General features: G+C 69.0%; 21 protein-coding genes and 1 tRNA gene. 18 read left to right on the top strand and 4 right to left on the bottom strand.

The features are described from left to right. Positions 1-4: 4 nt before the first annotated feature. From D7V93_RS01545 to D7V93_RS01475, 15 genes are all read left to right on the top strand, one after another. Complete coding sequence (locus tag D7V93_RS01545) at positions 5-1,030, top strand: contractile injection system protein, VgrG/Pvc8 family (RefSeq protein WP_120641635.1); 1,026 nt, start codon at positions 5-7, stop codon at positions 1,028-1,030. A gap of 1 nt (position 1,031) precedes the next feature. Further along, a complete protein-coding gene (locus tag D7V93_RS01540) occupies positions 1,032-1,919 on the top strand; it encodes a hypothetical protein (protein WP_120641634.1) in 888 nt (295 codons plus the stop codon). Next, positions 1,916-2,467 (top strand): hypothetical protein, encoded by a 552-nt coding sequence (locus tag D7V93_RS01535; protein ID WP_120641633.1) that lies wholly within the window; start codon positions 1,916-1,918, stop codon positions 2,465-2,467. The genes D7V93_RS01540 and D7V93_RS01535 overlap by 4 nt, the downstream gene beginning before the upstream one ends. After that, positions 2,464-3,099 (top strand): phage baseplate assembly protein V, encoded by a 636-nt coding sequence (locus D7V93_RS01530; RefSeq protein ID WP_120641632.1) that lies wholly within the window; start codon positions 2,464-2,466, stop codon positions 3,097-3,099. Before D7V93_RS01535 ends, D7V93_RS01530 begins: the two co-directional genes overlap by 4 nt. A gap of 2 nt (positions 3,100-3,101) precedes the next feature. Then, positions 3,102-3,752: a hypothetical protein gene (locus D7V93_RS01525; RefSeq protein ID WP_120641631.1), complete on the top strand. Its 651-nt coding sequence runs from the start codon at positions 3,102-3,104 to the stop codon at positions 3,750-3,752. Continuing rightward, positions 3,752-4,159 (top strand): GPW/gp25 family protein, encoded by a 408-nt coding sequence (locus D7V93_RS01520; RefSeq protein WP_120641630.1) that lies wholly within the window; start codon positions 3,752-3,754, stop codon positions 4,157-4,159. The genes D7V93_RS01525 and D7V93_RS01520 overlap by 1 nt, the downstream gene beginning before the upstream one ends. Positions 4,160-4,199: 40 nt before the next feature. Then, the gene (locus tag D7V93_RS01515) at positions 4,200-4,682 is read left to right on the top strand and encodes a hypothetical protein (RefSeq protein ID WP_120641629.1); all 483 of its coding nucleotides are present in this window, start codon (positions 4,200-4,202) and stop codon (positions 4,680-4,682) included. Positions 4,683-4,690: 8 nt separating this feature from the next. After that, positions 4,691-6,223 (top strand): baseplate J/gp47 family protein, encoded by a 1,533-nt coding sequence (locus D7V93_RS47245; RefSeq protein ID WP_120641628.1) that lies wholly within the window; start codon positions 4,691-4,693, stop codon positions 6,221-6,223. Beyond that, positions 6,220-7,608 (top strand): hypothetical protein, encoded by a 1,389-nt coding sequence (locus D7V93_RS01505; RefSeq protein WP_120641627.1) that lies wholly within the window; start codon positions 6,220-6,222, stop codon positions 7,606-7,608. The genes D7V93_RS47245 and D7V93_RS01505 overlap by 4 nt, the downstream gene beginning before the upstream one ends. Before the next feature lie 43 nt (positions 7,609-7,651). Further along, positions 7,652-8,692 carry a hypothetical protein gene (locus D7V93_RS01500; RefSeq protein WP_147450998.1) on the top strand — a complete coding sequence of 347 codons (1,041 nt, stop codon included), beginning with the start codon at positions 7,652-7,654 and terminating at the stop codon, positions 8,690-8,692. Positions 8,693-8,704: 12 nt separating this feature from the next. Then, complete coding sequence (locus tag D7V93_RS01495; protein WP_120641625.1) at positions 8,705-8,926, top strand: hypothetical protein; 222 nt, start codon at positions 8,705-8,707, stop codon at positions 8,924-8,926. 41 nt (positions 8,927-8,967) lie between these two features. Then, the gene (locus tag D7V93_RS01490) at positions 8,968-10,605 is read left to right on the top strand and encodes a hypothetical protein (protein WP_147450997.1); all 1,638 of its coding nucleotides are present in this window, start codon (positions 8,968-8,970) and stop codon (positions 10,603-10,605) included. Positions 10,606-10,715: 110 nt separating this feature from the next. After that, complete coding sequence (locus tag D7V93_RS01485) at positions 10,716-11,501, top strand: hypothetical protein (protein ID WP_120641623.1); 786 nt, start codon at positions 10,716-10,718, stop codon at positions 11,499-11,501. Next, positions 11,498-14,584: a Kelch repeat-containing protein gene (locus D7V93_RS01480; protein WP_147450996.1), complete on the top strand. Its 3,087-nt coding sequence runs from the start codon at positions 11,498-11,500 to the stop codon at positions 14,582-14,584. The genes D7V93_RS01485 and D7V93_RS01480 overlap by 4 nt, the downstream gene beginning before the upstream one ends. Positions 14,585-14,600: 16 nt before the next feature. After that, entirely contained in the window at positions 14,601-16,061 is a 1,461-nt protein-coding gene (locus D7V93_RS01475; protein ID WP_158623613.1) for a CHAT domain-containing protein, read from the top strand. A 29-nt stretch (positions 16,062-16,090) separates the two neighbouring features. On the opposite strand, the gene D7V93_RS01470 is transcribed toward D7V93_RS01475, so the two are convergent. Next, the gene (locus D7V93_RS01470; protein ID WP_158623612.1) at positions 16,091-17,611 is read right to left on the bottom strand and encodes a C25 family cysteine peptidase; all 1,521 of its coding nucleotides are present in this window, start codon (positions 17,609-17,611) and stop codon (positions 16,091-16,093) included. Positions 17,612-17,783: 172 nt separating this feature from the next. Between D7V93_RS01470 and D7V93_RS01465 the strand changes: the two genes are divergently transcribed. After that, a complete protein-coding gene (locus tag D7V93_RS01465) occupies positions 17,784-20,231 on the top strand; it encodes an amino acid adenylation domain-containing protein (RefSeq protein ID WP_147450995.1) in 2,448 nt (815 codons plus the stop codon). A gap of 122 nt (positions 20,232-20,353) precedes the next feature. On the opposite strand, the gene D7V93_RS01460 is transcribed toward D7V93_RS01465, so the two are convergent. After that, positions 20,354-20,429, bottom strand: a tRNA-Thr gene (locus D7V93_RS01460). Positions 20,430-20,730: 301 nt separating this feature from the next. Here D7V93_RS01460 and D7V93_RS01455 point away from each other — a divergent pair. Next, positions 20,731-22,281 (top strand): Glu/Leu/Phe/Val family dehydrogenase, encoded by a 1,551-nt coding sequence (locus D7V93_RS01455; protein ID WP_120641618.1) that lies wholly within the window; start codon positions 20,731-20,733, stop codon positions 22,279-22,281. Between the two features lie 84 nt (positions 22,282-22,365). Here the strand turns inward: D7V93_RS01455 and D7V93_RS01450 are convergent, their stop codons facing one another. Continuing rightward, positions 22,366-22,725 carry a PilZ domain-containing protein gene (locus D7V93_RS01450; protein WP_120641617.1) on the bottom strand — a complete coding sequence of 120 codons (360 nt, stop codon included), beginning with the start codon at positions 22,723-22,725 and terminating at the stop codon, positions 22,366-22,368. A 186-nt stretch (positions 22,726-22,911) separates the two neighbouring features. Here D7V93_RS01450 and D7V93_RS01445 point away from each other — a divergent pair, with 186 nt between their 5' ends. Continuing rightward, positions 22,912-23,547 carry a DUF6066 family protein gene (locus D7V93_RS01445; protein WP_120641616.1) on the top strand — a complete coding sequence of 212 codons (636 nt, stop codon included), beginning with the start codon at positions 22,912-22,914 and terminating at the stop codon, positions 23,545-23,547. 14 nt (positions 23,548-23,561) lie between these two features. Here D7V93_RS01445 and D7V93_RS01440 read toward each other — a convergent pair whose 3' ends face one another. Then, positions 23,562-25,070, bottom strand: coding sequence for a trypsin-like peptidase domain-containing protein (locus tag D7V93_RS01440; protein ID WP_120641615.1), 1,509 nt, complete (start codon positions 25,068-25,070; stop codon positions 23,562-23,564). Positions 25,071-25,095 lie beyond the last annotated feature (25 nt).

The following is a 25,095-nucleotide window of genomic DNA, read 5'->3' as shown; positions in this document are numbered from 1 at the left end:
GCACATGGCCAGGATCTCCTATGAGGTGAGTGTGGGTTCGCTGGTCGCATCAAGCCAGCCCCAGAAGGGCACGAGCCTGCTGCGCTCGCTCACCTGCGGGTTGACCATGGATGGCGCTGGCGGGTGGTGCTCCCTGGATCTGGTCTGCACCGGCGCGCCCCCCCGACCCGGAGAGGCGGCACAGGTCTCTCTCGACGCGGGAAGTGGAAGGGCCACCGTCTTCACCGGAGAGGTGCTCTCGACGCGGGTCACACCGGAGAGTGCCCGGGTGCAGGGAGTCGACGGGCTGACCAGGCTCGCCCGGCTTGAGGTGAGCGAAGCCTATGAGCAGATGAGCGCCGGTTCCATCGTCAGGGAGTTGGTACGGAAGGCGAATCTGGGAGTGGGCACCATCGAGGACGGTCCCAGGCTCCCCAGCTACCTGCTCCACCAGGGCCCGAGCGCACTGCACTACCTGCGGCGGCTGGCCGAGCAGTGCGGCTTCGACCTCTACACGGACGGTGCCGGCAAGGTGCACTTCGCCAGCCCCCGCCGGGGTGGGGCGGACCACACCTTCGCCTATCCGAAGCAGGTGTTGAAGGCGGAGCTGCTCCAGGTCCAGCCTTCCTTCGACAGCATGACCGTGTGGGGCGAAGGGGCCGCCAGCGTCCAGGGCACCGCCCGTGGCCATTGGCTCGTCCGCGACCTGGCCTCGGTGAGTGGAAAGGCCAGCCTCGGCGCGAGCGGGGCGGTGCAAGCAGGCCGCCTGGGCAAGACCCCGCGCACGGTGCGCGACGGCGCGGTGCGCTCCGGCGGGGACGCAGCGGCGCGAGCCCAGGCACGGATGGCGGCGGTGGGCTCGCGGGTGCTGCGAGGCTTCGTGGAGGTGCTGGGCAGCCCCGCGCTCAAGCCCGGAGCGCTGGTGAAGATCGACGAGGTTCCCACAAACCACCCGGCAAGGGCGCTGGTGGCGGGGAAGGTGCTGCGGGTGCGCGGTGTACGGCACAGCCTAGGCCTGCGCACGGGATTCATCACCCGGATGGAGTTCTAGGATGCCAGTGCGGATTGGGAAGATCGCGCTTGCCGGACTCGCCAACATCTACACCGAGGACACCCGGACCCTGGTGCAGCAGCGCGCCCCGGGACAGGCCGGAGCGGTGTTTCAGGACCTCGGCCGCGAGCCGGTGACAGTGGTGATGGAAGGCGTGCTCGTCGGCGAGGACACCCTGGCGGGCGTGGAGGAACTGCGGCAGGCGCAGGACAAGGCCAAGCCCCTGTCCTTCGCGGCCGACGCCGTGGCCGGCGCGGATCTCACCCAGGTGCTGATCGCAGACTTCCAGGTGAAGCAGCTCGCGGGCTACACCCAGCGCCACGCCTTCTTCCTCCGCGTCCGGGAATACGTGGAGCCTCCGGCGACCGCCCAGGCGGGTACCGCCGCGGTGAGCAAGAAGGTCGCCGCGACCGCCGGGAAGTGGAACAAGGGCGCGCTCGCCGCGGCCTCGGTGTTGAAGAAGCCCGACACCCTGATGTCCGCCGTGCGCAAGGACTCCTCCCTGCTCAAGCATCTCAGTGCCGGGCAGCTGGGTGGCGTGCTCAACAAGATCCGGGGCTCGCTCACCGGCCGTGACTTCAGCACCGTGCTGAGCGCGCTGGGCAAGATGGACCCTGGGAAGATCGTGGGCCTGGTGAACTCGCTGAAGAACTCGGGAAGCATCGGCGAGTTCGTCCAGAAGCTGGCCGCCGACGGTGTCCCGCTCCTGGAACAGATGACGGGCCTCAAGCTGGGAGCGGCGGCCGCCGTGGTGAAGGGCATCGCCGGCGCCAGCGACTTCCTGTCCAAGCTCCAGCAGGTGGCCCGAGACGCGGGTGAGCTGGCGACCCGGGTCTCACGGTTCGATCCAGTGGCCTCCCTTGAACAGCCCGGAGGTCCCCCGACATGAGCACCGCACGAGAGATCATGGATGGCATCGACGCGCTGGTGGTCTCGCTGGAGGCCCTGCTCAAGACGGACACCGTCGACGCGCTCCTCCAGTTGGTGGCGGAGCTGCGAATCTCCCAGCCGGTGAAGGGCGCACTGAAGGCGCTGGGGAACGTCCTCGACACGCTGGTGGAGTGGCTTGGCAAACTGGAGCAGGTGGCGGGCGTGCCGCGGTTCCTGGAATCCGTAGGCCCCTCCGTCACCCAGCTCGACCAGCTGTTCAGCGCCTCCGGGGAACAGCTCCAGCAATCAGGGATGGGCGCCCTGGCCCCGCTGGCGACCTCGGCCCAGGTGGCGGTGCAGCTCTTCGACAAGGTGCGCAGGGCCGTGGAGCGGGTGATTCAGGGAATGCTCCCCCAGGAGGCCCTGCAACGGCTGCGCGACAGTGTGCTGCGGCTCAAGGCCACCCTTTCCACCTACGGCGAACGGCTGGACGGCCCCCCCACCCGCGCCGGGCTCGCGAGCGGAGCTCCGGCCCTGGAGAGCGGCGCACAAGGAAGGCCCACATGAGCGACCTGGTGACCATCATCCAGGCCATCGTCCGGGCCGAGCTGGAGTTGCTGCGCCTGGGGGACGTGGGCGTGGTGACGAGCGCGTTTCCCCACGCGGAGGGAGACACCCACAACCACGAGTGCGACGTGAAGCTGCGCGAGGACGGCCTCGAGCTGCGCAAGGTGCCGATCGCCACGCCCCACATCGGCATGGTGAGCGCACCCGCGGTGGGTGACCTGGTTCTCCTCTCCTACGTGGGTGGCGATCCCAACCGCCCCATCGTGGTGGGCCGGCTCTACTCGGAGAAGACCTCGCCGCCGGAGCATGCCCAGGACGAGTGGCGCGTGGTCTCCCCGCCGGGTGGCAAGACGTCCATCGCCATCGACAAGGCCCATTCGGTGGTGCTGACCGCTGGCGAAACGGTGGTGACGCTGCTGGAGGGGGACACCATCTCCATCAAGGGTCCCAAGGACCTCAAGGTCGAGGTGGAAGGCAACGTCCAGCTCCAGTGCAAGGACTGCACGGTGGATGCGTCCGGGAACATCGATCTGGGCAAGAGCGGTGGTGGCGTCATCACCGAAAAGAGCCACAAGTGCTACTTCACCGGGGAGCCGCTGGTCGGCTCGAAGACGGTGAAGGCCAAGGGTTGATCATGCCGGCACCTTCATCTTCCGAAATCGAGAACAAGGCCAACAGCGCCCTCGATGCCGCTGGCATCCGGGGTGCGAACGCGCCGGACCTGGCGGGAGCGCTGGGCCAGCTGCTGGGCCAATCCCTCACCTTGTTTGTCTCCATGGCCATGGTGCTGCCCGGCATCCCGGCGGCGGCACCTCCTCCCGCGGGCTCGGGCAGCACCACCGGTCCAGGCATGTTGCTTCCTCCTCCCGCGGGGGGCCCGGGCCCGGCGCAGCTCGAGCCCCTGGCCCTGGGAGCGCTCTCCTCGAAGAGACTGAACGGAAAGGGCAAGGCCGCGCTGGCGAAGGTGCTTGCTCAATCCATTGGACAGGCACTCCTGCTCTTCACCGCCCAGGTGAAGGTGGCGCCGGGACTCGCGATCGCCGGCTTCGCCACAGCGGCCCCGGGAATGCTGATGGGACCGGCTCCAGCCGGGCCGGTGCTGCGGCCGCTCGTCCTGGGCTTCGCGCAGGCACAAGGCCTGCGCGGCCGCGACGTGCCGGACCTGGCCGGCGCCATCGCCGACGTGCTGGCCTGGGCGCTCGGCGAGCTGATCACCCGGCTCAAGGTCACTCCGGGCATCGCCAGCACGCCCGCGGCCACCGCGGCGCCGGGGAGGTTGATGTGATGAGTGATTCCCTCGGCACGGACCTGAAGGTGGAGTTCTTTGCGAATGGCGGAGCCGACATCGCCTGGGGCAGCGGCGGGCCCGTCACCACCACGGGGCTGGCCACGCTCGAGCAGGCCCTCATCCTGCGCCTGATCATCTCCCGGGGCGACCTGGAGGAGCTGGGCCACCCGCGCTACGGCAGCCAGGTGAAGGAGCTGATCGGCGAGCCGCTGGACCGGCAGAACCTGGAGCTGCTGCGCCGCTACGCGCGCCAGGCGCTCAAGGAGGACCCCCGGGTGGAGGAGGTCTCCTCGATCGTCGTGCGCCCACGCCGGAGTCCGCCGGGCGTGGTGGAGCTCGAGGCCACCGTGGTGGCGAGCACCGGGGACACGCTGTCGCTGGGAGTATCCGTCGACCTGGGTTGAGCCGGCGGAGCGATGACATGAAAGGACAAGGAAGAGCGCCATGGACATGAGGGAAGAGCAGTCAATGGATGGGGTGCTGACACTCGAGCTGCGCGACACGGGCGGCGCGCTGCTGGAGCGGCGCCGGGTCCACAACCTGATCACGCTCAGCGGCAAGCGGCTGCTGGCCAACCTGCTGCTGGGCAAGGCCACTGCGCTGCCCATCCAGTGGGCCATCGCGGTGGGTACGGGAAAGGGCGACGCCCAGCCCAGCGACGAGGTGCTCGGGCGACAGGTGGACCGGGCGGAGGCCTCATCCCGTGAGGTGGAGGCCGTCACCTCCAACACGGGGGCGTCCCTCATCCGGGCCACCGTCTCCAGCATCCTCCCTGCGCTCCCGGCGGGCCAGGTCCAGCCCCTCACCGAGGCAGGAATCGAAATCACCCAGGGCAAGAACACCATCCTCTTCAACCGGGTGCGCTTCGACGAGGTCAACCGGAGCGCCAACATGGTGTTGAACCTCTCCTGGGAAATCTCCTTCTAGGCACTGCAATGGACACCCTCTTCTCCTCGGACAAGAACAGCTTCAGCGCCATCGTGGACCGGTTGCTCGGCTCCTTCGGCGCCCGCATGGACACCACCCCTGGCAGCGTGCTCCGGATCCTGACGGAGGCCTACGCGCGGGAGATGGCCACCTTCTACGCCACGCTCGAGCTGGCCCACCGCGCGGGCTACCTCGACACCGCGGAAGGCGATGCGCTGGACAACGTGGTGGAGCTGCTCGGGATCCGCCGGGCACGCGCGGGCCTGCTGCTCGGAAAGGTCGAGCTCCGCCGTAGCACTCCCGCTCCGGGAGACATCGACATCCCCGCGGGATGGCGGGTGACAGGAGTGTCCCTGGACTCGAAGCCCCTGCCCATCTTCGAGGCCCTGGAGGACGCGGTGCTCCGCCGCGGAGAGACGCGGGTCGTGGTGCCGGTGCAGCAGGCCCAGGAGGACACGAAGGAAGCGGCGGAGTTCCAGGTCATCAACCCTGGCAGCCTCACCGTGATGCCACGCCCACTGCCGGGCATCGAGGCGGTCACCAACCCGGAGCCCCTGCAGCGTCACAGCGAGGACGAGACCGACGACAGCCTGCGCGCTCGCGCCAGGGCCGCGCTCCGGGATACAAGCAAGGGCACCCTGGAGGCGCTCGCGGCGGCGGTCCGCGAGCAAGGCGTGCAACGGGTCACCGTGCAGGAGCCCTCCGATGGGCCACCTGGAGTGGTGGAGGTCATCATCTCCGATGCCGGGTTCGAACAGAATCCGGAGGCGGTGCAGCGGGTGGAGAAGGCCATCCGGCTCACCAAGGCGGCGGGGATCCGGGCCCAGCTCAGGTACGCGCGCAGCATCTATCTGCAACCCGAGTTCCTGGTGGAGCCGTCGGATCCGGAGCTTGACGCGGGTGGGTTCGAGCGCCTGGCGGGTGCGCTCCGGGACGCGCTGGCCTCGTTCATCGAGACCCTCCAGGCGGGAGAGAATGTCTCCCGCCGCAGGCTGGAGGCAGTGCTTTTCGCCCACCCGGGAGTGCGCCAGGTGAGCGAGCTGCAGATGAAGACCTTCGTCCGGGCACCCAGCGGCAAGGGAGGCTTCGAGCTGGTGGCCGAGGACGTGAGCCGGGAGTACGGAGCGGCGCGCGACTGGCGGATGGATGCGCTGCAAAAGGCCACCTTCGACCTCAAGGCAAGGCCGCCCAGGATCTCCCGCTTGCGGCCTCCGGTGTACCGGCTCCACCTGGTGGTCTCGCGCTCCGTGAGTGACCGTCGCCCGGCCGAGGCCGTGCAACAGGCCATCCGCTCCACCCTCGAGGAGTACGAGGCGCTGCTGGCCGGCGGGGAGAAGGCCGGGAACGACAAGCCGGAGATCGTCTGGCCCCCCCTGGAAGCAGCCCTGAAGCAGGGCGCAGGGGTGGTCAAGCTGCTCTCGCTGGTCGTCACCACGACCGATGGGGCCACCGTCACGCTCACCGAGAAGGGGGCGCCCTACCCCACCGCCAAGACCCCACGCCTGGTGCTGGCCAGCGTGGAGACCATGGAGCAGGCATGACGGCGGAGGAGCGCGCGCGCCAGATGATGGAGTACCTGCCCCTGCTTCTGCGGGACGGCGCCAACATCCATCGCCTGTTCGAGCTCCTTGGCCGGGAGCTGGAGGGGATGGAGGAGAGCCTCACCCTGCTCATGCACTCACGCTGGTACACACTGGCGCGGGGGTTCGAACCGGGGGAGTCGCTGGCGAGAAAGACGGGCTCGGAGCTGGGCCGGCTGGCCGCACTCTTCGGCCTGTACCCTGGGAGGGGCGAGAGCAGCGACGACTTCCGCGTGCACATGGCCTCGCTGCTGGCCGTCCACCGCACCGGGTTGAGCACCACTCCGGCCCTGCTCCGGCTGGTCTCGCTCGTCTACCGGGCCGCACAGCCCCCGCGCATCGAATGGATGGGGGACACCGCCGTTGGCCGGTTCACCGTCACCTCGGCTGATGGCTCGGCCCGTCAGCTGCGGGTGGAGCTTGCCGATACCCCTCCCACCGCCAGGAGGGTCCAGTTCCTCGATGTGGATCCGGGGCGGCGGCTCTTCACCCGCAATGGGGGACTGGAGACGACCATCCCAGAGCTCTCCCTGACGGCCACGAACGACACGGTGGCGGTCCCCATCTTCACCCACCAGGAGTCCGGCCAGGACGTCATCTACCTCGGGCAGGTGCCCAGGGGGAGCACCCTGCTCCTGCGCCACGGGCACGCCCCGCTCATTGATGGCGTGCCGTCCCAGGAGCCGCTCATCACCGCCAACCCCACCCGGTTCGCGGGGCTGAACGCCGTGAGTCCCAGCTCGCGCTTCGACGGGAAGCGGACCCAGTTCTCGACCGCCAATGCGCGCGACCCGCAACTGCCCACGCTGGCGCTCGGAGAGAACCACTGGGTGGTCGGAACCCTTTCCCAGACAGAGCTCCGCTCCTACCTGGCCGGCTGGACGAACGCGGAAGCCGAGGTGCGCAAGGCCTTGCCAGTGAAGCCCGCGGGCCTGAAGGTGGACCTGGAGTTCCGCTGGACGGAGCTCACCCCGGCCACCTTCACCCTGCGGATCCCGGTCGACTACCTCCCCCGCCACTGCCAGGAGCCGGACGAGGAAGGAGTGGTTCCCGGCCTGACGGGGCTCATCCGGGAGCTTTCGGCCGCGCTCGACTATGGACGGGCCTCCGGAGTGCGCCCACGCATCGAGTTGGGGCTGTTCATGCCCGCGGAGCAGGTCGAGGTGACCGAGCGCTCCCAGATGAGGTGGGCCTCCACGTTCTCGGAGCGGCTCGAGCCGAAGGAGACCCTCTCCTCTTTCGGGCCGTCCCTGGAGTTCGAGGAGGTGCTGCGCGAGCCCACCGAACGCCTCACCTTCTCCGGCTTCTTCGACCGCACCCGCATGGGCGGAGCGAGCTTCCAGTAATCCCTCTCACCCTTCCCTTCTACCCTCACCAGGAGCCAGCCCGATGAGCAACCCATACTACCCAGCCAAGCCAGGGGATCCGATCCTCGCCGACAATTGGAACAACATGCAGGTCCAGGTACGCACGGAGATCCGCTCGCACACCCATTCCGGCGGGGAGGATGGGAAGAAGATCACGGGGAGCGGAATCGATCCCACCTCGACGGTCAGGGTCAATGAGCTCCATGCGGCCGTCAAGCTCACGGTGAAGGATGTCGATGTCTTCACCCAGCTCAACACCCTCTCCAATGAAAAGCTCGCCGTGGCGGGAGGCGCCATCACGGGTGAGCTGAGCGTGAGCAAGAAGCTCATGGTGGGAGATGTCGACGTCGCCAACCGGCTCAACACCCTCTCCAATGAAAAGCTTGCCGTGGCCGGAGGCGCCATCACGGGCGATTTGAGCGTGGGCAGGAAGCTGCAGGTCTCGGGAGGCCCCATCGTTCCCAAGGTGGGAAACACCCCGGGCGATGGGATCATGTTCCCCACCGATCCCGGAGGAGGCGGCGGAGATTCCGCCTTCATCCGCTACTTCGTGACGACCGGCGAGGATGCGACGCTGCGCATCGGCATTGACAACGACGCGGAAGATACGCTGAGCCTCTGGCAATGTGGCGCCGACAGACTGGTCATCAAGAATGGCAATGTCGGCATCCGCGGCGCGCTCACCGTCCAGAGCGATCAAATACTCGTCAACAATAACCAACTGGTGCGGTCCACGAATCAGGAAATCATCCGCATCGTCCGCGGGTCCGTTCATTCAAACGGCAATGCCGTCCAGGGGGCAGGCTTCAAGTCGCAGAGAGCCCAGAACACATCGGCGGGTACGTTCTTGATCACCTTCGACCCTCCCTTCTCGGCCGCTCCCACGATGGTCGCAACCCAGGCCTCCTACATGGGGGAGGCGGGCCCTGTGCAAAATACGCCCAGCACCCTGGATAACGCGGTGATCCTGGGCGTCGACCGTTCCACGGCACTCATCCGGTTGGGTGATGGCTTCGGCACTGGTTATTATCGTCACTTCCACTTCCTCGCCATCGGCTGGTGAACAGGGGGCGTCATGAACAGGTTTTTCGAGGAGCGCCTGCGGACGCTCGAAGCTGAATACGAGAAGGGGCAGAAGCTGCTGGCGGAGCTGGACACGAAGCGCACCAGCCTCACGCAAACGCTGCTGCGGATTGACGGGGCGAGGCAGGTGATGAGGGAGCTGATGGCGGAGAGCAGCGCCGGGACCGCGGCGCCGCAGCCTGAAAGCCAGACAGTGGAAGCGGAGACGCCCTGAGCTGGCAAGGGGGGTGACGAATGTCTGAAATACGCGTTGGAGTGACATTGCGATACGACGGGAAGAGTGTCCCGGCGGGCCCCACCCTGCCAGTGGATGGCCTGGGCCCGACCCTGACACTGGACGTCCCGCCTGGAGTGGAGCTGCTCCGGGCCGAGCTGTGCCTCCAGATGCCAGGGGACGATGTCACCCTGGACCTGATGAAGGGGGTACCGCCGGCCGCGGTGGCGACCAGCGCTGGCAGAACCTGCCTGCCCACGGACGGGGAAATCCGCTGGCTCACCGTGGATTGGGGGGTGCGCCGGCCGCTGACCTTCCTCCAGATTGACAGCCCCACCGCCAATCGCCGGGGCCGGCTCAAGGTCTCGGACGGAGGGCCCTGGTTCCCACCGCTCCCCATGGACGTCATCCCGCTGGGGAGAGAGGGCCAGCAGCTGCCCGCGCTGATGGCGAGCCGACTGATGCTGGAGCTGGTGGAGGATGCGGGCGCCGGGTCCGGCAATCCCTTGAAGGAGTCCAGCGCCTCCGTTCAGGGCGTGTTGCTCAAGGCCGCCGCCAGGCCCGCGGATCTCTGGGCCTGTATCGGGACGCAAAGCCCCTTCTTCCAGTACCCGCAGCCGCTTCCCCCCCGACAGGAGCTCATCCTGCGGGACGAGCTGTCCATCGCGCTGCGCCAGGCCTGGCCAGCAGGTCTCCAGGGAGGCCCCGTGGAGGTGCACCTGCGCTCCTCGGCGGCCGGTAGGCTGCGGCGCGCCCGCCTCTCCCTGGAGACCGCCGTGGTGGTCACCACGTGGAAGAATGGCTCCGGCCAGTGGAGCGGCTCCCTCCCCTACGGAGGTGAGGTGGTCAGCCCGATTGACGTCCCCACGGATCGGCCGCTCCGGAGTGTCGAGCTGACGGTGGAGGCTCAATCGCGCAAGGAGCGCGTCCCGCTCACCCCGGCACCTCCTTCGCTGCCGGAGCAGGCCCAGCTCTGTGGCCCGGGTTTCGTGGCGGCGCAGGCCTTCACTGTCCGGAGGAAGGAGGCGCTGCTGGGTATCGATCTCCACTTGCGGCTGCTCTCGCGGGCCGCCCGGGGGACGGTGACACTCCACTCCGACGTGGGCAACCGGCCCGCGGAGGTCTCCCTGAACTCCACCACCGTGGAGTTCGAGCTGGAGTCGGAGGGCGACCCGCCCTGGGGCGCGCGCTGGTTGCCCGTGGACCTTCCCTCGCCGGTGACCGTGGAAGGCACCTGGTGGGTGGTGCTCACCCTCACGGAGGGCCAGGTCTTGTGGACGCTGGACGCTCCACCGGCGCCCCCTCCCTCGGCCGCGGCGGCACCGCTGGGGGCGCTCTACCAGTTGGAGAAGGGCCCCTGGCTGGAGCGCGAGCCGCCCCCGCTTCAGGCCCCTCCCTTGAAGCCCTGGGCGTGTTGCCGTCCGCGCTTCTTCGAGCCGGCCACGCCACCGCCCCCCAGCGTGCTCCTGCGGTGGGGCACCCACGTGCTTCCGGTCGTACCGGATGCGCGGGGACGGGTCTCGCTCGATGAGCGGACGTTGGGTGGGTTGCCCGGGCCGCAGGCCGGGACGCCCCTGGAGGTGGTGGTCCGCTCCCAGGTTGCGGGGGAGCTCACCCTCTCCGCGCTCCGGGTGACGAGCCCCCGGAGCGATACGTACGAGCTGTTCACCCCCAGCTAGAGCTGTTCCTGGCAGCAAAGAGCCGTCCCTGCAGCGACCGGGTCGCACACTGTCGGCGCTCCACGATTCGCAATCACAAACCCAGCTCACTGGCGTCTTGGAAGTACGGAATGGGAGAAGCCATGCTGGCCGCTGTCGAAGCCTTCTACCGGGATGCGCTCCAGACCCTCCTGCCTCGGCTCCAGGTGACGCTTGGGCCCGGTCCCGCTCCGGATGCGGAGCTGGCACGGCGGGTAGACCTCTTCGCCGAAGGACTCTCGCTGACACCGCCAGAGGGAACAAAGCCTGGCGCCTTGCGCGAGCCTGCCTGGTTCACCCAGGAGCTCCAGTTCAGCGCGGATGGGCAGACCCAGGAGTTCCTCCTGCCCGAGCAGGCCCGGGGCGAAGTGGCGGAGGTGGAGTCTCCCCCCGGCCGTCCAGTTCCTCCAGGCGACGCATACACACTCGAGGGCCGGAGCCTGCGCTTCCACCGAGCCCCGGAGGAGGCGAAGACGGCGGTCTGGGTGCTCCTGCGCGGGGAGCGTGCGCGCGGCTACACCGAGCGCTGCCCCTGTGAAATCCACCTCGTCACCTCGGCCTGGGCAAGGGCCCCGGCGGACGCGGACGGCCTGCTCACGAGCGTGCTGGCCGGAGTCCTCAACGCCTCCACCCGGATGGGAACGCTGAACGGGGCCACGTCCCCAGGTCTTGGCGTCCGCCTCCGGCTGCAGGGGGCCGTGACGGCGCTCCGGAACATCTCCCGCGGGCACGAGCGCGTGGGCGAGCTGGACTGGTTCTTCGCCCGGGCCCGGTTCCTCCTCCACGGCGAGCTGGAGCAGGCGGTGGTGGTGGGTCAACCCGAGCCGGTGGGGCTCATCGTGCAAACACAGAACACCCTTCAGGTGAACAAGCCATGAGATTCAATCTCACGTCAGCCAGAGTGGCTGGCATTCGCCGTCAGTTCCTGGTCCAGGGGGCGGTGCTGCTGGGGGCACTGGCCTGGATGTCATGCGCGCCCACTGAGCCCTCGAACCCGCCGCCGGTGCCCGAGGTCGTCAATACCAGTCTGTTCTTGAAGATCCAATCAGTGACGGGAGAGCCCGTGCCGCAGGCGCAGCTGCGCCTGGACACAGGCAAGAGCGCCCAGTCCAACACGCCAGGGCCGCGGTTCAAGCCCGACGCGCACGGGCAGGTGCTGCTGGAGGATCTGCCCCCGGGGAAACACCTCCTGCAGGTGGAGGCCCCAGGCTTCGTTTCCACCTTCATGGCACTGGCGCTGGGCGAGCGAGTGCAGGCCGGCTCCGGCCTCCAACTGATGCCTCTGGGAGAGCCCGTCGCGACCTTCGACACCAGCCAGGGCGCCCGGTTCGAGCGTGGCGGCATCCAGGTCACCGTCCATCCCGGCGGCCCGCTGATGGATGCCGAGGGGCTGTCGATTGAGGGGCAGGTGGAGGCGTTCTTCGTCCCGGTGGACCTGGAGAATGGGGGACTGCAGGGGGCCCCGGGCATGCAGCAGGGGCTGATCCAACCTGACGCGCCTCCCGTGAGTCTGGAGAGCCTGGGGATGTTCGCGCTCGTCTTCAAGCAGAAGGGGCCGGGGATCGCCCGGCCGCGGTCCAGGGTTGGCGAGGTCTCGTCCTTCGCTCGCCGCATCGAGATTGGCGGCGGGTTGCCGCGCTCCATCCGTGCCAATTCGCTGAAAGAGCCCGAGCTCTCCTGCCGCGTGAGCGCCCTGGCCGAGACCCCTCGGCCGGTGCCTCTCTGGCGGCCTGATTGGCGCAGTGGGTTCTGGGTGCCACTGGGTGAGACGTGCTTCTTCATGGAAGACAGGTGGCAGTGTTCCCTGGGCAGCAGCCCGCCGCCCCTGATCCAGGTGGCCCTGCCCTTCTGGTGGCGCTCGACCCTGGCCGCTCAAGACAATCCCTTGCAGGCGCCTGAGCCCGCGTGGGTGGAGACGGGGTGTGTGGCGGTGCGGTTGGTACAGAAGAATGGCCAGCCGGTGGCGGGCCGCATGGTGATGGCACAGGGGGTGGACTATGTGAGCATCAGCCGCGCGCTGACGAATGGCGAAGGCCTGGCGTTGCTGGAGGTGATGCGGGGCAGGGAGTTTCGGGTGGAGGCCAGCGCCAAGAGCACCTCGTTGGTGGTCAGCGAGGCGGGTACCTGTCAGGAGGAGGGCGCCCCACCGACTGCCGTCACCCTGTGGGTGGCCACGCAACGGTGTACACCGGGGACCGCGCGCGACTGCGCATACTCGGGGCCCAGCGACAGGGTGGGCCAGGGAATCTGCCGGCCCGCGAAGCGCTACTGCGATACGGAGGGCGCCGGGTGGAGCGACTCCTGTGTGGGGGAAGTGCTCCCCCAGCCCGAGCGCTGCGAGAACGCGCTGGACGATAACTGCGATGGGTCCATCGACGAAGGCTGTCCCCGCTGTCAGGAGGGCGAGCGGCGTTCCTGCTATCAGGGCCCCGACAACAGCCAGGACGTGGGCCAGTGCCAGGCGGGTGCACAGCAATGCCTGGCGGGGGGAGTCTGGTCGGCCTGTGAGGGGGAGGTGCTCCCGGAGGTCGAGGACTGCTCCTGGCCCGACGATGAGAACTGCGATGGAGTCGCCTGCCAGTGCTGGCCAGGCATCACCGAGCGTTGCTACAGCGGCCCGCCGGGTACAGCGGGGGTAGGAGTTTGCCTCGCTGGGACCCGGACCTGCGACAACTCCGGGACATGGGGGGCGTGCACGGAGGTGAGGCCCCAAGCCGAGTCCTGCGGCAATGCGTTGGATGATGACTGCGATGGTCAGGTGGATGAGGAGTGCTCGCGCTGCGAGCCCGGTACGGCCCGCCCTTGCTACAGCGGGCCCGCAGGCACTGCGGGGGTGGGTGAGTGCCGTGCGGGCGCGCAGACGTGCAATGCGGCGGGTACCAGTTGGGGCACGTGCTCGGAAGAGGTCCTCCCACGGACGGAGGACTGCACCAATCCGCTCGATGACAACTGTGATGGGCGGATCAACGAGAAGCCCCCCTGCGCCTGGGCTGCGACGAGTTCCATGATCTCGCCCCGCATCGGGCATGTGGCGGCCCTGCTGGACAACGGCATGGTGCTCATTGCAGGGGGGGCGTACACCGGCCGCCTTCAAACCGCTGAGAAGTACGACCCGTCCACCCGCAGCTGGTCGTCAGCTGGCCTCATGACCTCGGCCCGCGACGATCACACGGCAACGCTGCTGAGCAATGGAAAGGTGCTCGTCACAGGCGGGTACAGCGGCAGCAGTTATCTCCGGACGGCTGACCTGTACGATCCGACGACAAACACCTGGTCGTCGGTCAGCCCCATGACCGAGCCCCGCAAGACCCATACGGCGACGCGGCTGAGCAACGGCAAGGTGCTCGCCTCGGGTGGCAACGGCAATGGCTACACCTCGTCGACCGAGACGTATGACCCAGTCGCCAACTCCTGGTCACCGCTGCGCTTCATGTCTTCTGCCCGTGGTGACCACACGGCGACGCTGCTGCGCGACGGCAGGGTGCTCGTCACAGGGGGATACGACGGCAACAGTCGCCTCAAGACCGCCGAGCTGTACGACCCGGGCACCGACTCCTGGTCGTCGGCCGGCTCCATGACCTCGGCCCGCAGCGACCACACGGCGACGCTGCTGAGTGATGGCAAGGTGCTCATCACAGGGGGGTACTACGGCAGCCAAACCCTCGACACCGCCGAGCTGTACGACCCGGGCACCGACTCCTGGTCGTCGGCCGGCTCCATGACCTCAGCCCGCAGCGACCACACGGCGACGCTGCTGAGTGATGGCAAGGTGCTCATCACAGGCGGCGCCACCAGCCTGGCGGCCGAACTGTACGACCCGGTTGCCAGCACCTGGTCGTCTGCCGGCACCATGCTTGCCATTCACGACGGACACACAGCGACGTTGATGGACAATGGCCAGGTGCTCATCTCGGGGGCCGGCGGAGCCTACTGGGCTACCACCGAGGTGTACTCCCCCTGAGCGGGCGTCAACTCCCATGCCCCCCGAAGAGACGGCACCGTACTCGCTGACCATCGAGGTCGCCCGCGCTGAAGGGGCAGGCGATCCACACGCCTTCCGCTGCATGCGCCAGGACTACGTCTTCCGGAGCACGAAGGGCTTCGGCAGCGCGGAGTTCCCCTGGGACGAGCAGGTGCTGGGCGCGATGGCCCAGCTCCTGCGACCTCGGCCGGAGCCTGGTGCATTGCAGCACCTGGGTGAGCGGCTGCGCACCTTCCTTGAGCAGGGATTGAGCACCCACGAAGGCTGGGCCCATCACGAGCTGGCCCTCCTCCAAGCGGTGGAGGCGGGCCGTCCGGTGTACCTCACCTTCCGCTTCGGAGCCGCCGAGCTGTACAGCCTGCCGTGGGAACTGGTGGCGCTGCGCACCACGGGGCAGCACCTCGGAGAGCTGCCCGGGTGCCTCGTGCAGTACGAGTGGCCTGGCGTGCATCCCGCGCCCCTGCCCTCGCGGCGGCTTCCTGGCTCGGACCGGGTGCTTTTCGGCTGGTCCGCCGCCGCTGGCGAAGTGCCCTGGCGCGAGCACCGCGAGGCCCTGACACAGGCCTCCCGCGGCCATCGCTACGGCTTCGAGCCAGAGAAGGACGTGGTGGCCCGGCTCTCGCTCACCGCCCTGGAGCAGCACCTGCGCGAGGCCGTCGAGGCGAAACGTCCCGTCACCGCCCTCCATCTGCTGTGCCACGGCACGCGGCAGGCGGGCGGCACTTCCGGGCTGGTCTGGGACGGAGCACAGGGCGAGCCCGAGGTGGTGGACGCAGCCGCATTGCGACGTGTGCTGGCACCCCACGCGGGGTGGCTGCGACTGGTGGTGCTGTGCGCCTGTTATGGGGGCCACGCCGGTGCGCCCGGCAACGCGCTCGGCAGCGTCGCGCAGGGACTGCACCGGGTGGGCCTGGAGGCCGTGGTGTCCTCGCGCCTGCCGCTGTCGGTCGCGGGCTCCGTGCGCCTCACCGAGTCCTTCTACGCCAACTGGCAAGGCCCCCCCTCGGTGCGCCCCGCGCTGCTGGAGGCCCGGCGCGCCCTGCTCCGGACGGGCGGCCTGGAGTGGGCCTCGCTCCAGCTCTTCTCCCCACTCGAACCACCCCGGGCCGCCTCCCTGCTGAGGCGACGGCTGCTGCTGGGGCTCGGCGCCACGGCGGCGGGGCTGCTCACCACGAGCGCCGTGCGTGCCATGCCCAGGGTGCAGCCGCTGGGCGGACAGGTGCTGGACGAGGAGGGCCGGGCCCTGATGGGAGCCCGGGTGACGCTCCTGCTCTCCCAGCGGGACGACGCCCTCCGGGTCGAGACAGATGAACAGGGGCTCTTCCACCTCGAGCTGCGCGCCGAGCGCGAGGCGGAGGTTCGCTTCCGCGTGGAGAAGGAGGGCTACCTCCCCTTCGAGAGCACCGCGACCCTGGGCAACACCGGGCTCGGGTTCTCACTGGAGCGGGAGCCGTGAGCACCCGCCCGTCCCTTCTCCTGCTCCACCTACCCCCCGGAACGGGAGAGCGAAGCCAGCGCGGCACGGCCGGCGTCTCGGAAGACACGCTCCCAGTGGCGCAGTTCGGCGAGCGAGACCCCGAGCCGGGTGGCGATGGCCCTGGGGGCCTCCGCCCCGGTCATCATCTCCACCACGGCCTCCTCCATGGCTTGCACACCAGGCCCGAGGGGGAATGGGCTGGAGGCCGGGGCGAGCGCTGGCGCCGGCAGCCCCAGCAGCGCCGAGACCTCGGGCAGGGAGGGCGTGGCGTCACGGGCCACGGCCGGGGTCAGCGGCAGCCGCACCGCCGGATCCCCCAGCAGCACGTAGCCCGACACATCCTGGCGCATCATCCACAGGTGCCCGCGCCGGGCGCTGTCCCTCGCGGCGGAACGCCCGGCGGCCAGCTCGGTCGCGTCCCGGTCCTCCATCATGGTGAGCTCCAGGTTGGCCTCGGAGGCGAAACGCAGCAGGGTGGACAGGCCCACTCCCACGCGGCGTCCTTCCACCAGCTCGCGCAGCAACCCCAGGAAGCGCGAGGGACGTCCGCGAGAAGACGTGGTGTCCACGTCCGAGAAGCCATAGCTCCACGCCAGGTCCACGTGGGCCACGAGGGCCAGGGGCCCGTTGGGATTGGCCAGCGCGGCCTGCGGCAGGGCCGCGATGAAGGGGGGCTGGCCCGCTCTGGGCAAAGAGGCGAGCACGGCCTCGGGCCGCCCGATGCGCGCGCCGGACTCCTGGAGGCGCCGCAACCAGTGGAAGTAGGGGCTGTGGTGGGGGGTGCCGCCGCCGAAGCAGGCCAGGTACACCCACAGTCCTCCGGGGAGGAACGGTCGCGAGGCGACGTCCGCGGCCCGCAGATGCTCGCCCGGCCCCAGGCACATGGCGCCCTGGAGGGACTGCTGCTCGGTGGCGGAGGACCAACCCTGGCGCGGCGCGCCCAGCCCATGGCTCACGGACAGCAGCACGCCGGGCCTCGCAGCGGCCGCCTGCTCCAGCAGTTCCTGCGGAGACCAGTCCTCCGGCCCGCCAACCTCGTGGATGTCGGCGTGGAAGTCCCCCTTCTGCTGGCGGGCGCGGCAAGCCTGGAGGCTGGGGAGGACGAGCTGGTGGTAGCCCACCTGGGTGGCCGCGGTGCCATCATGCGCGGTGAAGAAGAGCGAGCGCGCCTGGGACTCCGGGGACGGCGCGCGTTCCCAGCGCAGCACCTTGTCGACATAGGCGGCGAGCTGCTGCTCTTCACGGAAGGCAAGCCGGCCCACGAAGACATCACTGCCGAGCGCCTGCTGCAGCTCCAGCGACACCTGATCCAGATCCCCCAGCACCAGCAGGTAACGGGGCCACTCCTGCTCGGGGATGGACTCGTCGCGAAGCACGGTGTTCTTCCAGCGCACGGCCTGGGGGCCCTCCAGCCCGGGGGGGACGCGGTAGCAGCGGGTAGGAGCGCCCTGCTGCTGCGCGCGCCAGCGGCGCAGCGGTTCGAGAATGGCGAGCAGCCTGTCTCCGGCGGCGCCCTCGGGTGCAATCACTCCCCAGCGCTGGGAGGCCAGGTCATTGGGATCTCCCCCCGGGTCCCACAGGTGGGTGGGTGTCTGGTTTTGCAAGACCGGGCCCGGGGCGTGTTGGAGGGAGTCGGCGCGGAGGCCTGATTCCAGCACGGGGCGGTGGTCATCGGCATGGGCCAACAGCAGCTCAAGGTTCATGTGGCTGACCAATTCCTTTCATTCAATAAACCGTATCACCCACTGCTACCCAATTCCTTTCGGAAAATCAAATCAACACATGAACAATCATCAACACCGGCCGGCACGGCACGTGGGCATCTGTCTATCCATGATGGTGGTGCTGCTGGCAGGGGACGCCCCAGCGGTCGAGCCCGGGGCCTCCCTGCCCGGCAGGATCGGAGCCCTCCGCCTCGGGGGACTCGACGGGAAGGTGCTGCGAGTCCAGCTGGAGCCCGGCGCGTCCCGGCTTGTGCACCCGCTCTCTCTCGATGAGACGGCGAACGCGCCGGTGAGCAGGGCGCGACTGCTGGTCACGGGACTGAGAGATGAATCAGGCGCACAGGTGTCCCCCTTGAGCGTGGTGGGCGCGGACGGACAGGCGCTCCAGGAGCATTCGGTGGAACCCGGAGGCTCCGTTCCCCTCAAACTCGAGGCGGACATCCCCGCTCCAGGCACCTATGAGGCGACGCTGACACTCCTCCAGGAGGGAGCCGCACCATCCTCAGCCCGGCTCGTCTTCAGCCGTCCGCGGCCAGCGCTCAACGTCGGCGTCGACGTGGCACCCGTGCGGGGGAATACGCCTCTCTTCGGAGGTCCGGGCGAGGCCACCCTCCAGTTCACCCTGCATGAGAAGGAGGGTAGGCCTGTCATCCTCTCTCCTCCGGTGCTCGCGCGGCTGGTCCTCCAGGAGGATGGGTCCGAGGACGCCGCGCTTCAGGTCCTCGCGGACGCGAGCGTCCTGGATGCGAAGGGTCAGCCCATCGAGGTCCCCTTCGTGCTCGACCGAAGGATGACGCTTCCGTTGCGGCTGCGGCTCTCCGGCCTGCCCGGGCCCGGCCGCTATGAGGGCACGCTCCGCGTCAGCGCCGCGGACGCCCCGGCCGTCGACCTGCCCTTCGTGCTCTACCTCCGGGAGCACGCCCTTGTGGCCTTCCTGATCATCGCGCTCGGCGTCGTGCTGTCCTTCTTGGTTCGCAAGTACGTGGCGCACGAGCGCCCCCGCATGGTGCTTCAGCACCGGGTGCTGGGATTGGCCCGGGCGCTGGAGGAGCTGAAGGCCTCGCCGGCACCTTCCTCCAGGGACCAGGAGCTCCTCGCCTGCGTCATGCAGGAGGTGGACGCTGTGCTCGCGGACGTCTCGGGCCGGGCAGTCCTCGGTGGTATCGGAGGGCGGCTGGACCTCCTCGAGAGGAAGGTGGCCTGCACCCGGAACTGGCTGCGGTTGCGGCGAGCCATCGACGAGATGCGCCCGGCGGACCTGCGAGCCGAGCCCCAGGCCCGGCTCGGCACGGTGGAGCGCTCTCTTCGCGAGCCGCGCACCACCTCGGAGGACCTGAGCATCGCCGAGACCACGCTGGCCGGCCTTCCCTCCGAGCTGGACGCACGGATGCGGCAGCACCTCTCCGAGCGGCTGGCGCTCTTCCGTGCGGAGCTGCACGCGCTGGCGTCGGCGCCTTCCTCCGAGTTGGCCCTGCAGCTCGAGTTGCAGGTAGGGCCACGCCTCGACAAGGTGGGCGAGTTGCTGGACCAGGATCTGCGCTCCGCCTTCGAGGAACTCGATGCCGCCCGGCTTGCTCAGGCCTCCGTGCTGGCGGAAAGGCTCGCTGAGAGCCTGCGGACACCGGCGCCCTCCTGGATCGGCCATGACGCATGGGTATCCCTCAGGGACAAGGTCACCCTGCTGCTGAAGCCGCTTCGCGAGGTCCCGCCCCCTTCCGTGGAAGCAGCAGTGGCGGCCTACGAAAGCGGCCTGACGCGCTACCTGATGACCCTCGGGCGCGCACTGACCGACCAGGCACGCACCCGGCTTCAGCGCGTAGGCGAAGAGCCGCCCGAGCAGCGCAAGGGCTGGCAGCAGGTGCTAGACACCGCGGAGCGCGTCCAGCGGTGCGCTTCCGAGCGGAAACTGCCGGAGTCCATGCAGGCGCTGGATGAAGCCCGCAGCGCCTTCGAGGAGGTCTCCTCGCTCCGAGAGGCTCCGAGAAGCTCACCGGCATCCGCCGCGCTGGATGCAGCCCGCGGCGCCCATGCGGCGGAAGGAGCCCATGCGGGACCGATGGTGTCCTTCTCATCGCCGGAGACCCAGGACGACGGCATTGCGCAACCGGCGGAGGAGGTCCTCCCATCGCTCTTCGAGGAAGTACGGCTCTTCGTGCCCAGGCTGGAGGGCACCCCCCCCGCGGAAGGGCGTGCGCAGCTGGAGCGGCAACTCGCCACCCTGGACCTGCTCGTCCTGGTGCTCGTGTTGGGAATGGCGGCCCTCTCGGGCATGAAGGTTCTCTGGATGGAGGCGCCAGCGTGGGGAGGCTTGAATGATCGCCTGCTCGCCTTCATGTGGGGATTCGGAGTGCATCAGGTCTCCCACTCCGGGCTTGCGAACCTGCTCGGACGCAGCATGAAGCAGGAGCCCCCAGCCCCCCCGTAGCCATCCCCGAGGGTCAGCTTCGCTGTTCCTTCAGGGTCGGACGCAATGAGGCCACGCCACGACGGAGAAGCATTGGAAACGAAAAAGGCCGGCTGCCCCAGGGGCAACCGGCCTTTTTCTTCTGGAGCCGACATCCGGATTTGAACCGGAGACCTACTGATTACGAATCAGTTGCTCTACCAACTGAGCTATGTCGGCGCGACGCGTGAAAGCGGCGCGTAAGTACCATCCGGTTTTCGGGCCCGCAAGCAGAATTTCCGAGCCTGCCCGCCCCTGCGCCGTCACCCCGGCTTCTTCGTTCCAGAAGGCCTGACACGCATGACACAGCGCATCCGGCGGAGTGACACACCGCGTCGCCTAAGTGCGCGGGATTTCTCCACAATTTGGAGAAATGGCGGGCTCCGCAGCGGTTGACCCCCTGTTGAGCCTGTGCGCATAAGGGCCCGGCTTTCGCCTGTGGCCCCCATTCAGGGTGGGCCCTCAAGGAGCACATTCCATCATGGCCAGCGAAGAGACTTTCATGCGCGCCCCGGCCCCCTCGCCCAAGCGCACCATCTACACGGAGGCGATGGAGATCTTCCACTACGCGGCGGATCTCATCGGCCTGGACAAGCGGGTGCGTCTGGAGCTCGAAGAGCCCGACTACGAGCACATCTTCTACGTCACCGCGAAGCTCAAGGACCGGCTCGTCCCCCTGCTTCCCGAGGAGGCCAAGTCCTTCTCCGACCTGTCCGTGACCCAGGTGCGCAACCCCGAGGGCCTGGAGCGCCTGGCCAACGGCAACATCATCCTCAACGGCCGCGCCCTGCTGGGCTCCGACGTCGCCATCCGCCACGGCCACCTGCGCCTGCCGGACGGGCTCGTGTACCAGCTGGTCCCCGGTGAGTCGCAGCGCTTCAAGGCCTACCGCGTCCAGCACAACCAGGCCCGTGGCCCCTACAAGGGCGGCCTGCGCTACCACCGCGAGGTGTCCCTGGACCTCTTCAAGGCGCTCGCCGCGGAGATGACCTGGAAGACCGCCATCGCGGAAGTGCCCTTCGGCGGCGGCAAGGGCGGCATCCAGATGGATCCGCGCGAGTACGGCCGCGAGGAGATCGAGGCCATCACCCTGCGCTTCATGTACCGGCTCAAGAGCCTCATCGGGCCGAACATCGACATCCCGGCGCCGGACGTGGGCACCAACCCGGAGATCATGGCGCTGCTCTACCGCCAGTTCTCCGACGGTGAGCGCGAGCGCCACAACCTGCGCGGCATCGTCACCGGCAAGGACGTGCGCATCGGCGGTTCCGAGGGCCGCGGCAAGGCCACCGGCCAGGGCGTCGCGTTCTGCATCGAGGACTACTACGCCGACCGCGGCGAGAGCGTGAAGGGCAAGACCTTCGTCCTCCAGGGCTTCGGCAACGTGGGCAGCCACGCCGCCATCATCCTGGGCAACATGGGCGCGCGCCTGCTCGCGGTGAACGACGCTGACGGCTCCATCTTCAACGGCGACGGCATCGACGTGAACGCGCTGGCCGCCTACGTGGCCGACCCCAAGAACCTCAAGCGCTCCGTCATCGGGTTCCCCGGCGCCCAGCGCATCGAGAAGAAGGACCTCTGGGACGTGCAGGCGGACATCCTCGTCCCCGCCGCCCTGGGTGGCGAAATCACCGCCGACGTCGCCGAGCGCCTCAAGGTCAAGCTCATCGCCGAGGGCGCCAACGGCCCCACCACCCCGGAGGCCGACCGCGTCCTGCAGAAGCGCGGCATCGAGCTCATCCCGGACATCATCGCCAACGCCGGCGGCGTGACGGTGAGCTACTACGAGTGGATCCAGAACAAGCGCATGGAGCGCTGGAGCGAGGCGGAGGTCGATCAGCGCCTCGAGCGCGCCATGAAGCGCAACTACCGCATCATCCGCGACATCTCGCGCAACCAGCCGCGCAAGACGGAGATGCACGACAGCCGCCCGTACTGCATCGGCAAGGCCGTGGACAGCCGCTGCGCCGCGATGATCCTCGCGCTCAAGCGCATCGAGGCCCACTACCTGCTCGAAGGCTTCTCGCAGTAGCCCCGCGTCGCCACAGTCCAGGTCCCACGCCCGGGGCACGGTGTCTTCCCTCCAGTCAGGGGAAGGGCCGTGCCCCGCGGTTTTTCAGTGCATCACCCGCTCGCGGTCCACCAGGAGCAGCGGCGCGTCGTCCATCGTCTCGTAGGCCACGATGCGCAGCCCCACGCCGCGGCTGTTGCCCTGCTGCCCGTCCTTGCGCCCGAAGGCCAGCGCCACCTGGTAGCGGACCTCGCACAGGCACGTCATCTCCGTGCCGTCCTCCCCCGCGAACGTCACCTTCAGCTTCTCCCCCAGGCCCAGGGAGTCGCGCACCTCGATGAACATGCCCCGCGCGCTGATGTTGCGGCCAATGCCCCGCATCATCCCGTCCTGCGTCGACAGGTACACCGTGAAGATCTTGTCGAATCGGAGGTGGGTGCGGCGTTCCTGCGGCTGGGTGTTCATGACGGGGGGTGCCTCCGAAACAGGGGGTGACAGGGGCAAACTACACGGTAGCCAGATGTAGGCAACTTCTCCACCTACATCCACCTCGCCCCACTTGGCCTCACCCATGGGAAAGCGCTGCCCCCGGCGCGGCCGGAGTGGCACCATCCCGAGGCGTCATCCCCCTTTTTTCAGGAGTTTCCCTTCGTGAACCGCATCCTGGCCGCCGCCTTTGCCCTCCTTGTGCCCACGCTCGCCCTGGCCGACGTGGACGCGCGCTTCGCGAAGCTGCGCGACGACTCCGAGGCCCTGGGCAGCCTGGGGGCCTTCCTGGAGAAGTACGTGGGCGAGTGTGACGGGGCCTTCGTGGACCCCCAGTGCAAGGCCCAGGCGGAGGCCTTCCGCAAGAAGTACACCGGCAAGAAGCTGTACATGATCATCACCGAGGACGACGCGACCATGCTGTCCGCGGGCGACTTCAACCCCGGCACCAGCGAGTACACCATCAACATCACGCCCTTCTTCGGGGGCGGGAAGTACGCCGTCACGCACGGGGCGCCGAAGAAGACGGACGCGCAGGGCAACCCGGTGATGAACAACCTGGTGGTGAGCGGCACGGCGCCGGAGATGTGGAACGGCGGCACCTTCGCGCGCGTGTTCAGCACGCGGGGCGTGCGCGTGCAGGTCGTCTTCACGCCGCAGAGCGTGTGGACGCTGCCCAAGAAGGGCGGCGGGAAGATCTACGGCGTCAACAGTCGCGTCGAGGGCGTGCTCGTCACCGAGGGCCGCAGCGGCGGGCAGATGGGCCTGTGGCTCAACGGCAAGGACGCCAACCAGAAGTAGGCGGAAGGCGTCCGTCAGCGGGCGATGGCGATGTACTGGAGCGCGTCGCCCCGCTGCACGCGCAGGAGGATGCTGGCCCCCGCGCTGCCCCGCTCCAGGGCGGCCTTCACCCCGGCGGCGTCCTTCACCCGGCGGCGGTTCACCTCGGTGACGACGTCGCCGGCGCGCAGGCCGGACTGCTCCGCCGGGCTGCGCGGGACGACGCCGGACACCAGCGCGCCCAGGAACGCCTCGTAGCCCAGGGGCGCGGCCACCTCCGGCGTCAAATCGCGCAGCACCAGGCCCAGGTCGTTCGTGCTGCTGCCGGTGCGGTGGGCCAGCCCTTCCGTGGCCTCCTGCGCGGGCCGCGCGACGAGCCGCACCGCCACCTCCTGCGTCGCCCCCTCGCGCAGGAGCGTCAGCTTCGCCTCGGTGCCCGGCGCCAGCAGCGCCACCTTCCGGAGCAGCTGCAGGTAGCTGCCAATGGGCCGGCCGTTCACGGCGATCAGCCGATCTCCCGGGCGGATGTGCGCGGCGGCCGCGGGGCTGCCCCGGTAGACGTCCTTCACCACCGGCGCGGTGGTGGCCGAGTCCTCGCCGTCCTCGTTGATGACGACGCCCAACCACCCGCGCTCCAGCTTCCCGTTCTCCCGCAGGTTGGGCAGCAGGTCCTTCACCAGGTTGATGGGCACCGCGAAGCCGATGCCCTGGCCTTCGCTGATGATGGCGGTGTTCACGCCAATCACCTCGCCCTTCATGTTGAAGAGCGGGCCGCCGGAGTTGCCGGGGTTGATGAGCGCGTCGGTCTGGATGAAGTCGTCGAACTGGCCCACGCCCAGCACGCGCTCCTTCGCGGAGATCATCCCGTGCGCCACCGAGTGGTCCAGGCCGAACGGGTTGCCAATGGCCACCACCCAGTCGCCCACCTCCAGCTCGTCCGAGTCCCCCAGGTACACCGCCGGCAGGCTCCCCAGTCCCGCCCCGCTCAAGCGCAGGAGCGCCACGTCCGTGGACGCGTCGCGGCCCACCACCTCCGCGGGGAACTCGCGGCCATCCGCCAGCCGCACGGACACCTGCTGGAGGGGCACCTCGCGCGGGCCGCCCTCTCCCGCCGTGACGCCCGGGCGGGACGGGTTCATCACCGGGCCCTGCGCGTTGGCCACCACGTGGTTGTTGGTGACGACGAGCCCATCGGGCGTCAGCACGAAGCCGGAGCCGGTGGAGCGCTTCACCGCGCCCGGCAGCGCCCCCGGTCCCACCGTGGTGATGTTCACCACGCCCGCCTCCACCGCGCGGATGAGCGGCGCCAGCGACGTGGGGGGCACGAAGTTCGGAAGGCCCGCGCCGCCGCCCTTGCGCTCGCGCCACAGGGCGGACGTGCCGGTCAGGCCCTCGGCCGTGGCGGGGGAAGGAGGCGGAGCGGCGAACCAGGCGTTGTGCTCGCGCACCCGGGCCTGGAGCCAGGGCAGGAGCGGATCCTCGGAGGCTTCCGCCACCGGGGCGAGCGCCACCGCGAGAAGGACGCTGAGCAGTCGGACTTGCACGGGGCGGCAGCTTACACGGGGGGCC

The organism is Corallococcus llansteffanensis (genome assembly GCF_003612055.1).
GTDB classification, from domain to species: Bacteria; Myxococcota; Myxococcia; order Myxococcales; family Myxococcaceae; genus Corallococcus; species Corallococcus llansteffanensis.
The sequence above is the reverse complement of the archived record's forward strand: the minus strand, read 5'-3'. Positions and strand labels throughout refer to the sequence as shown.

Excerpts from the sequence above, each read along its gene's own strand:
- D7V93_RS01545 (WP_120641635.1), top strand. The coding sequence starts at position 5 with ATGGCCAGGATCTCCTATGAGGTGAGTGTGGGTTCGCTGGTCGCATCA.
- D7V93_RS01540 (WP_120641634.1), top strand. The coding sequence starts at position 1,032 with ATGCCAGTGCGGATTGGGAAGATCGCGCTTGCCGGACTCGCCAACATC.
- D7V93_RS01535 (WP_120641633.1), top strand. The coding sequence starts at position 1,916 with ATGAGCACCGCACGAGAGATCATGGATGGCATCGACGCGCTGGTGGTC.
- D7V93_RS01530 (WP_120641632.1), top strand. The coding sequence starts at position 2,464 with ATGAGCGACCTGGTGACCATCATCCAGGCCATCGTCCGGGCCGAGCTG.
- D7V93_RS01525 (WP_120641631.1), top strand. The coding sequence starts at position 3,102 with ATGCCGGCACCTTCATCTTCCGAAATCGAGAACAAGGCCAACAGCGCC.
- D7V93_RS01520 (WP_120641630.1), top strand. The coding sequence starts at position 3,752 with ATGAGTGATTCCCTCGGCACGGACCTGAAGGTGGAGTTCTTTGCGAAT.
- D7V93_RS01515 (WP_120641629.1), top strand. The coding sequence starts at position 4,200 with ATGGACATGAGGGAAGAGCAGTCAATGGATGGGGTGCTGACACTCGAG.
- D7V93_RS47245 (WP_120641628.1), top strand. The coding sequence starts at position 4,691 with ATGGACACCCTCTTCTCCTCGGACAAGAACAGCTTCAGCGCCATCGTG.
- D7V93_RS01505 (WP_120641627.1), top strand. The coding sequence starts at position 6,220 with ATGACGGCGGAGGAGCGCGCGCGCCAGATGATGGAGTACCTGCCCCTG.
- D7V93_RS01500 (WP_147450998.1), top strand. The coding sequence starts at position 7,652 with ATGAGCAACCCATACTACCCAGCCAAGCCAGGGGATCCGATCCTCGCC.
- D7V93_RS01495 (WP_120641625.1), top strand. The coding sequence starts at position 8,705 with ATGAACAGGTTTTTCGAGGAGCGCCTGCGGACGCTCGAAGCTGAATAC.
- D7V93_RS01485 (WP_120641623.1), top strand. The coding sequence starts at position 10,716 with ATGGGAGAAGCCATGCTGGCCGCTGTCGAAGCCTTCTACCGGGATGCG.
- D7V93_RS01480 (WP_147450996.1), top strand. The coding sequence starts at position 11,498 with ATGAGATTCAATCTCACGTCAGCCAGAGTGGCTGGCATTCGCCGTCAG.
- D7V93_RS01475 (WP_158623613.1), top strand. The coding sequence starts at position 14,601 with ATGCCCCCCGAAGAGACGGCACCGTACTCGCTGACCATCGAGGTCGCC.
- D7V93_RS01465 (WP_147450995.1), top strand. The coding sequence starts at position 17,784 with ATGTGGCTGACCAATTCCTTTCATTCAATAAACCGTATCACCCACTGC.
- D7V93_RS01455 (WP_120641618.1), top strand. The coding sequence starts at position 20,731 with ATGGCCAGCGAAGAGACTTTCATGCGCGCCCCGGCCCCCTCGCCCAAG.
- D7V93_RS01450 (WP_120641617.1), bottom strand. The coding sequence starts at position 22,725 with ATGAACACCCAGCCGCAGGAACGCCGCACCCACCTCCGATTCGACAAG.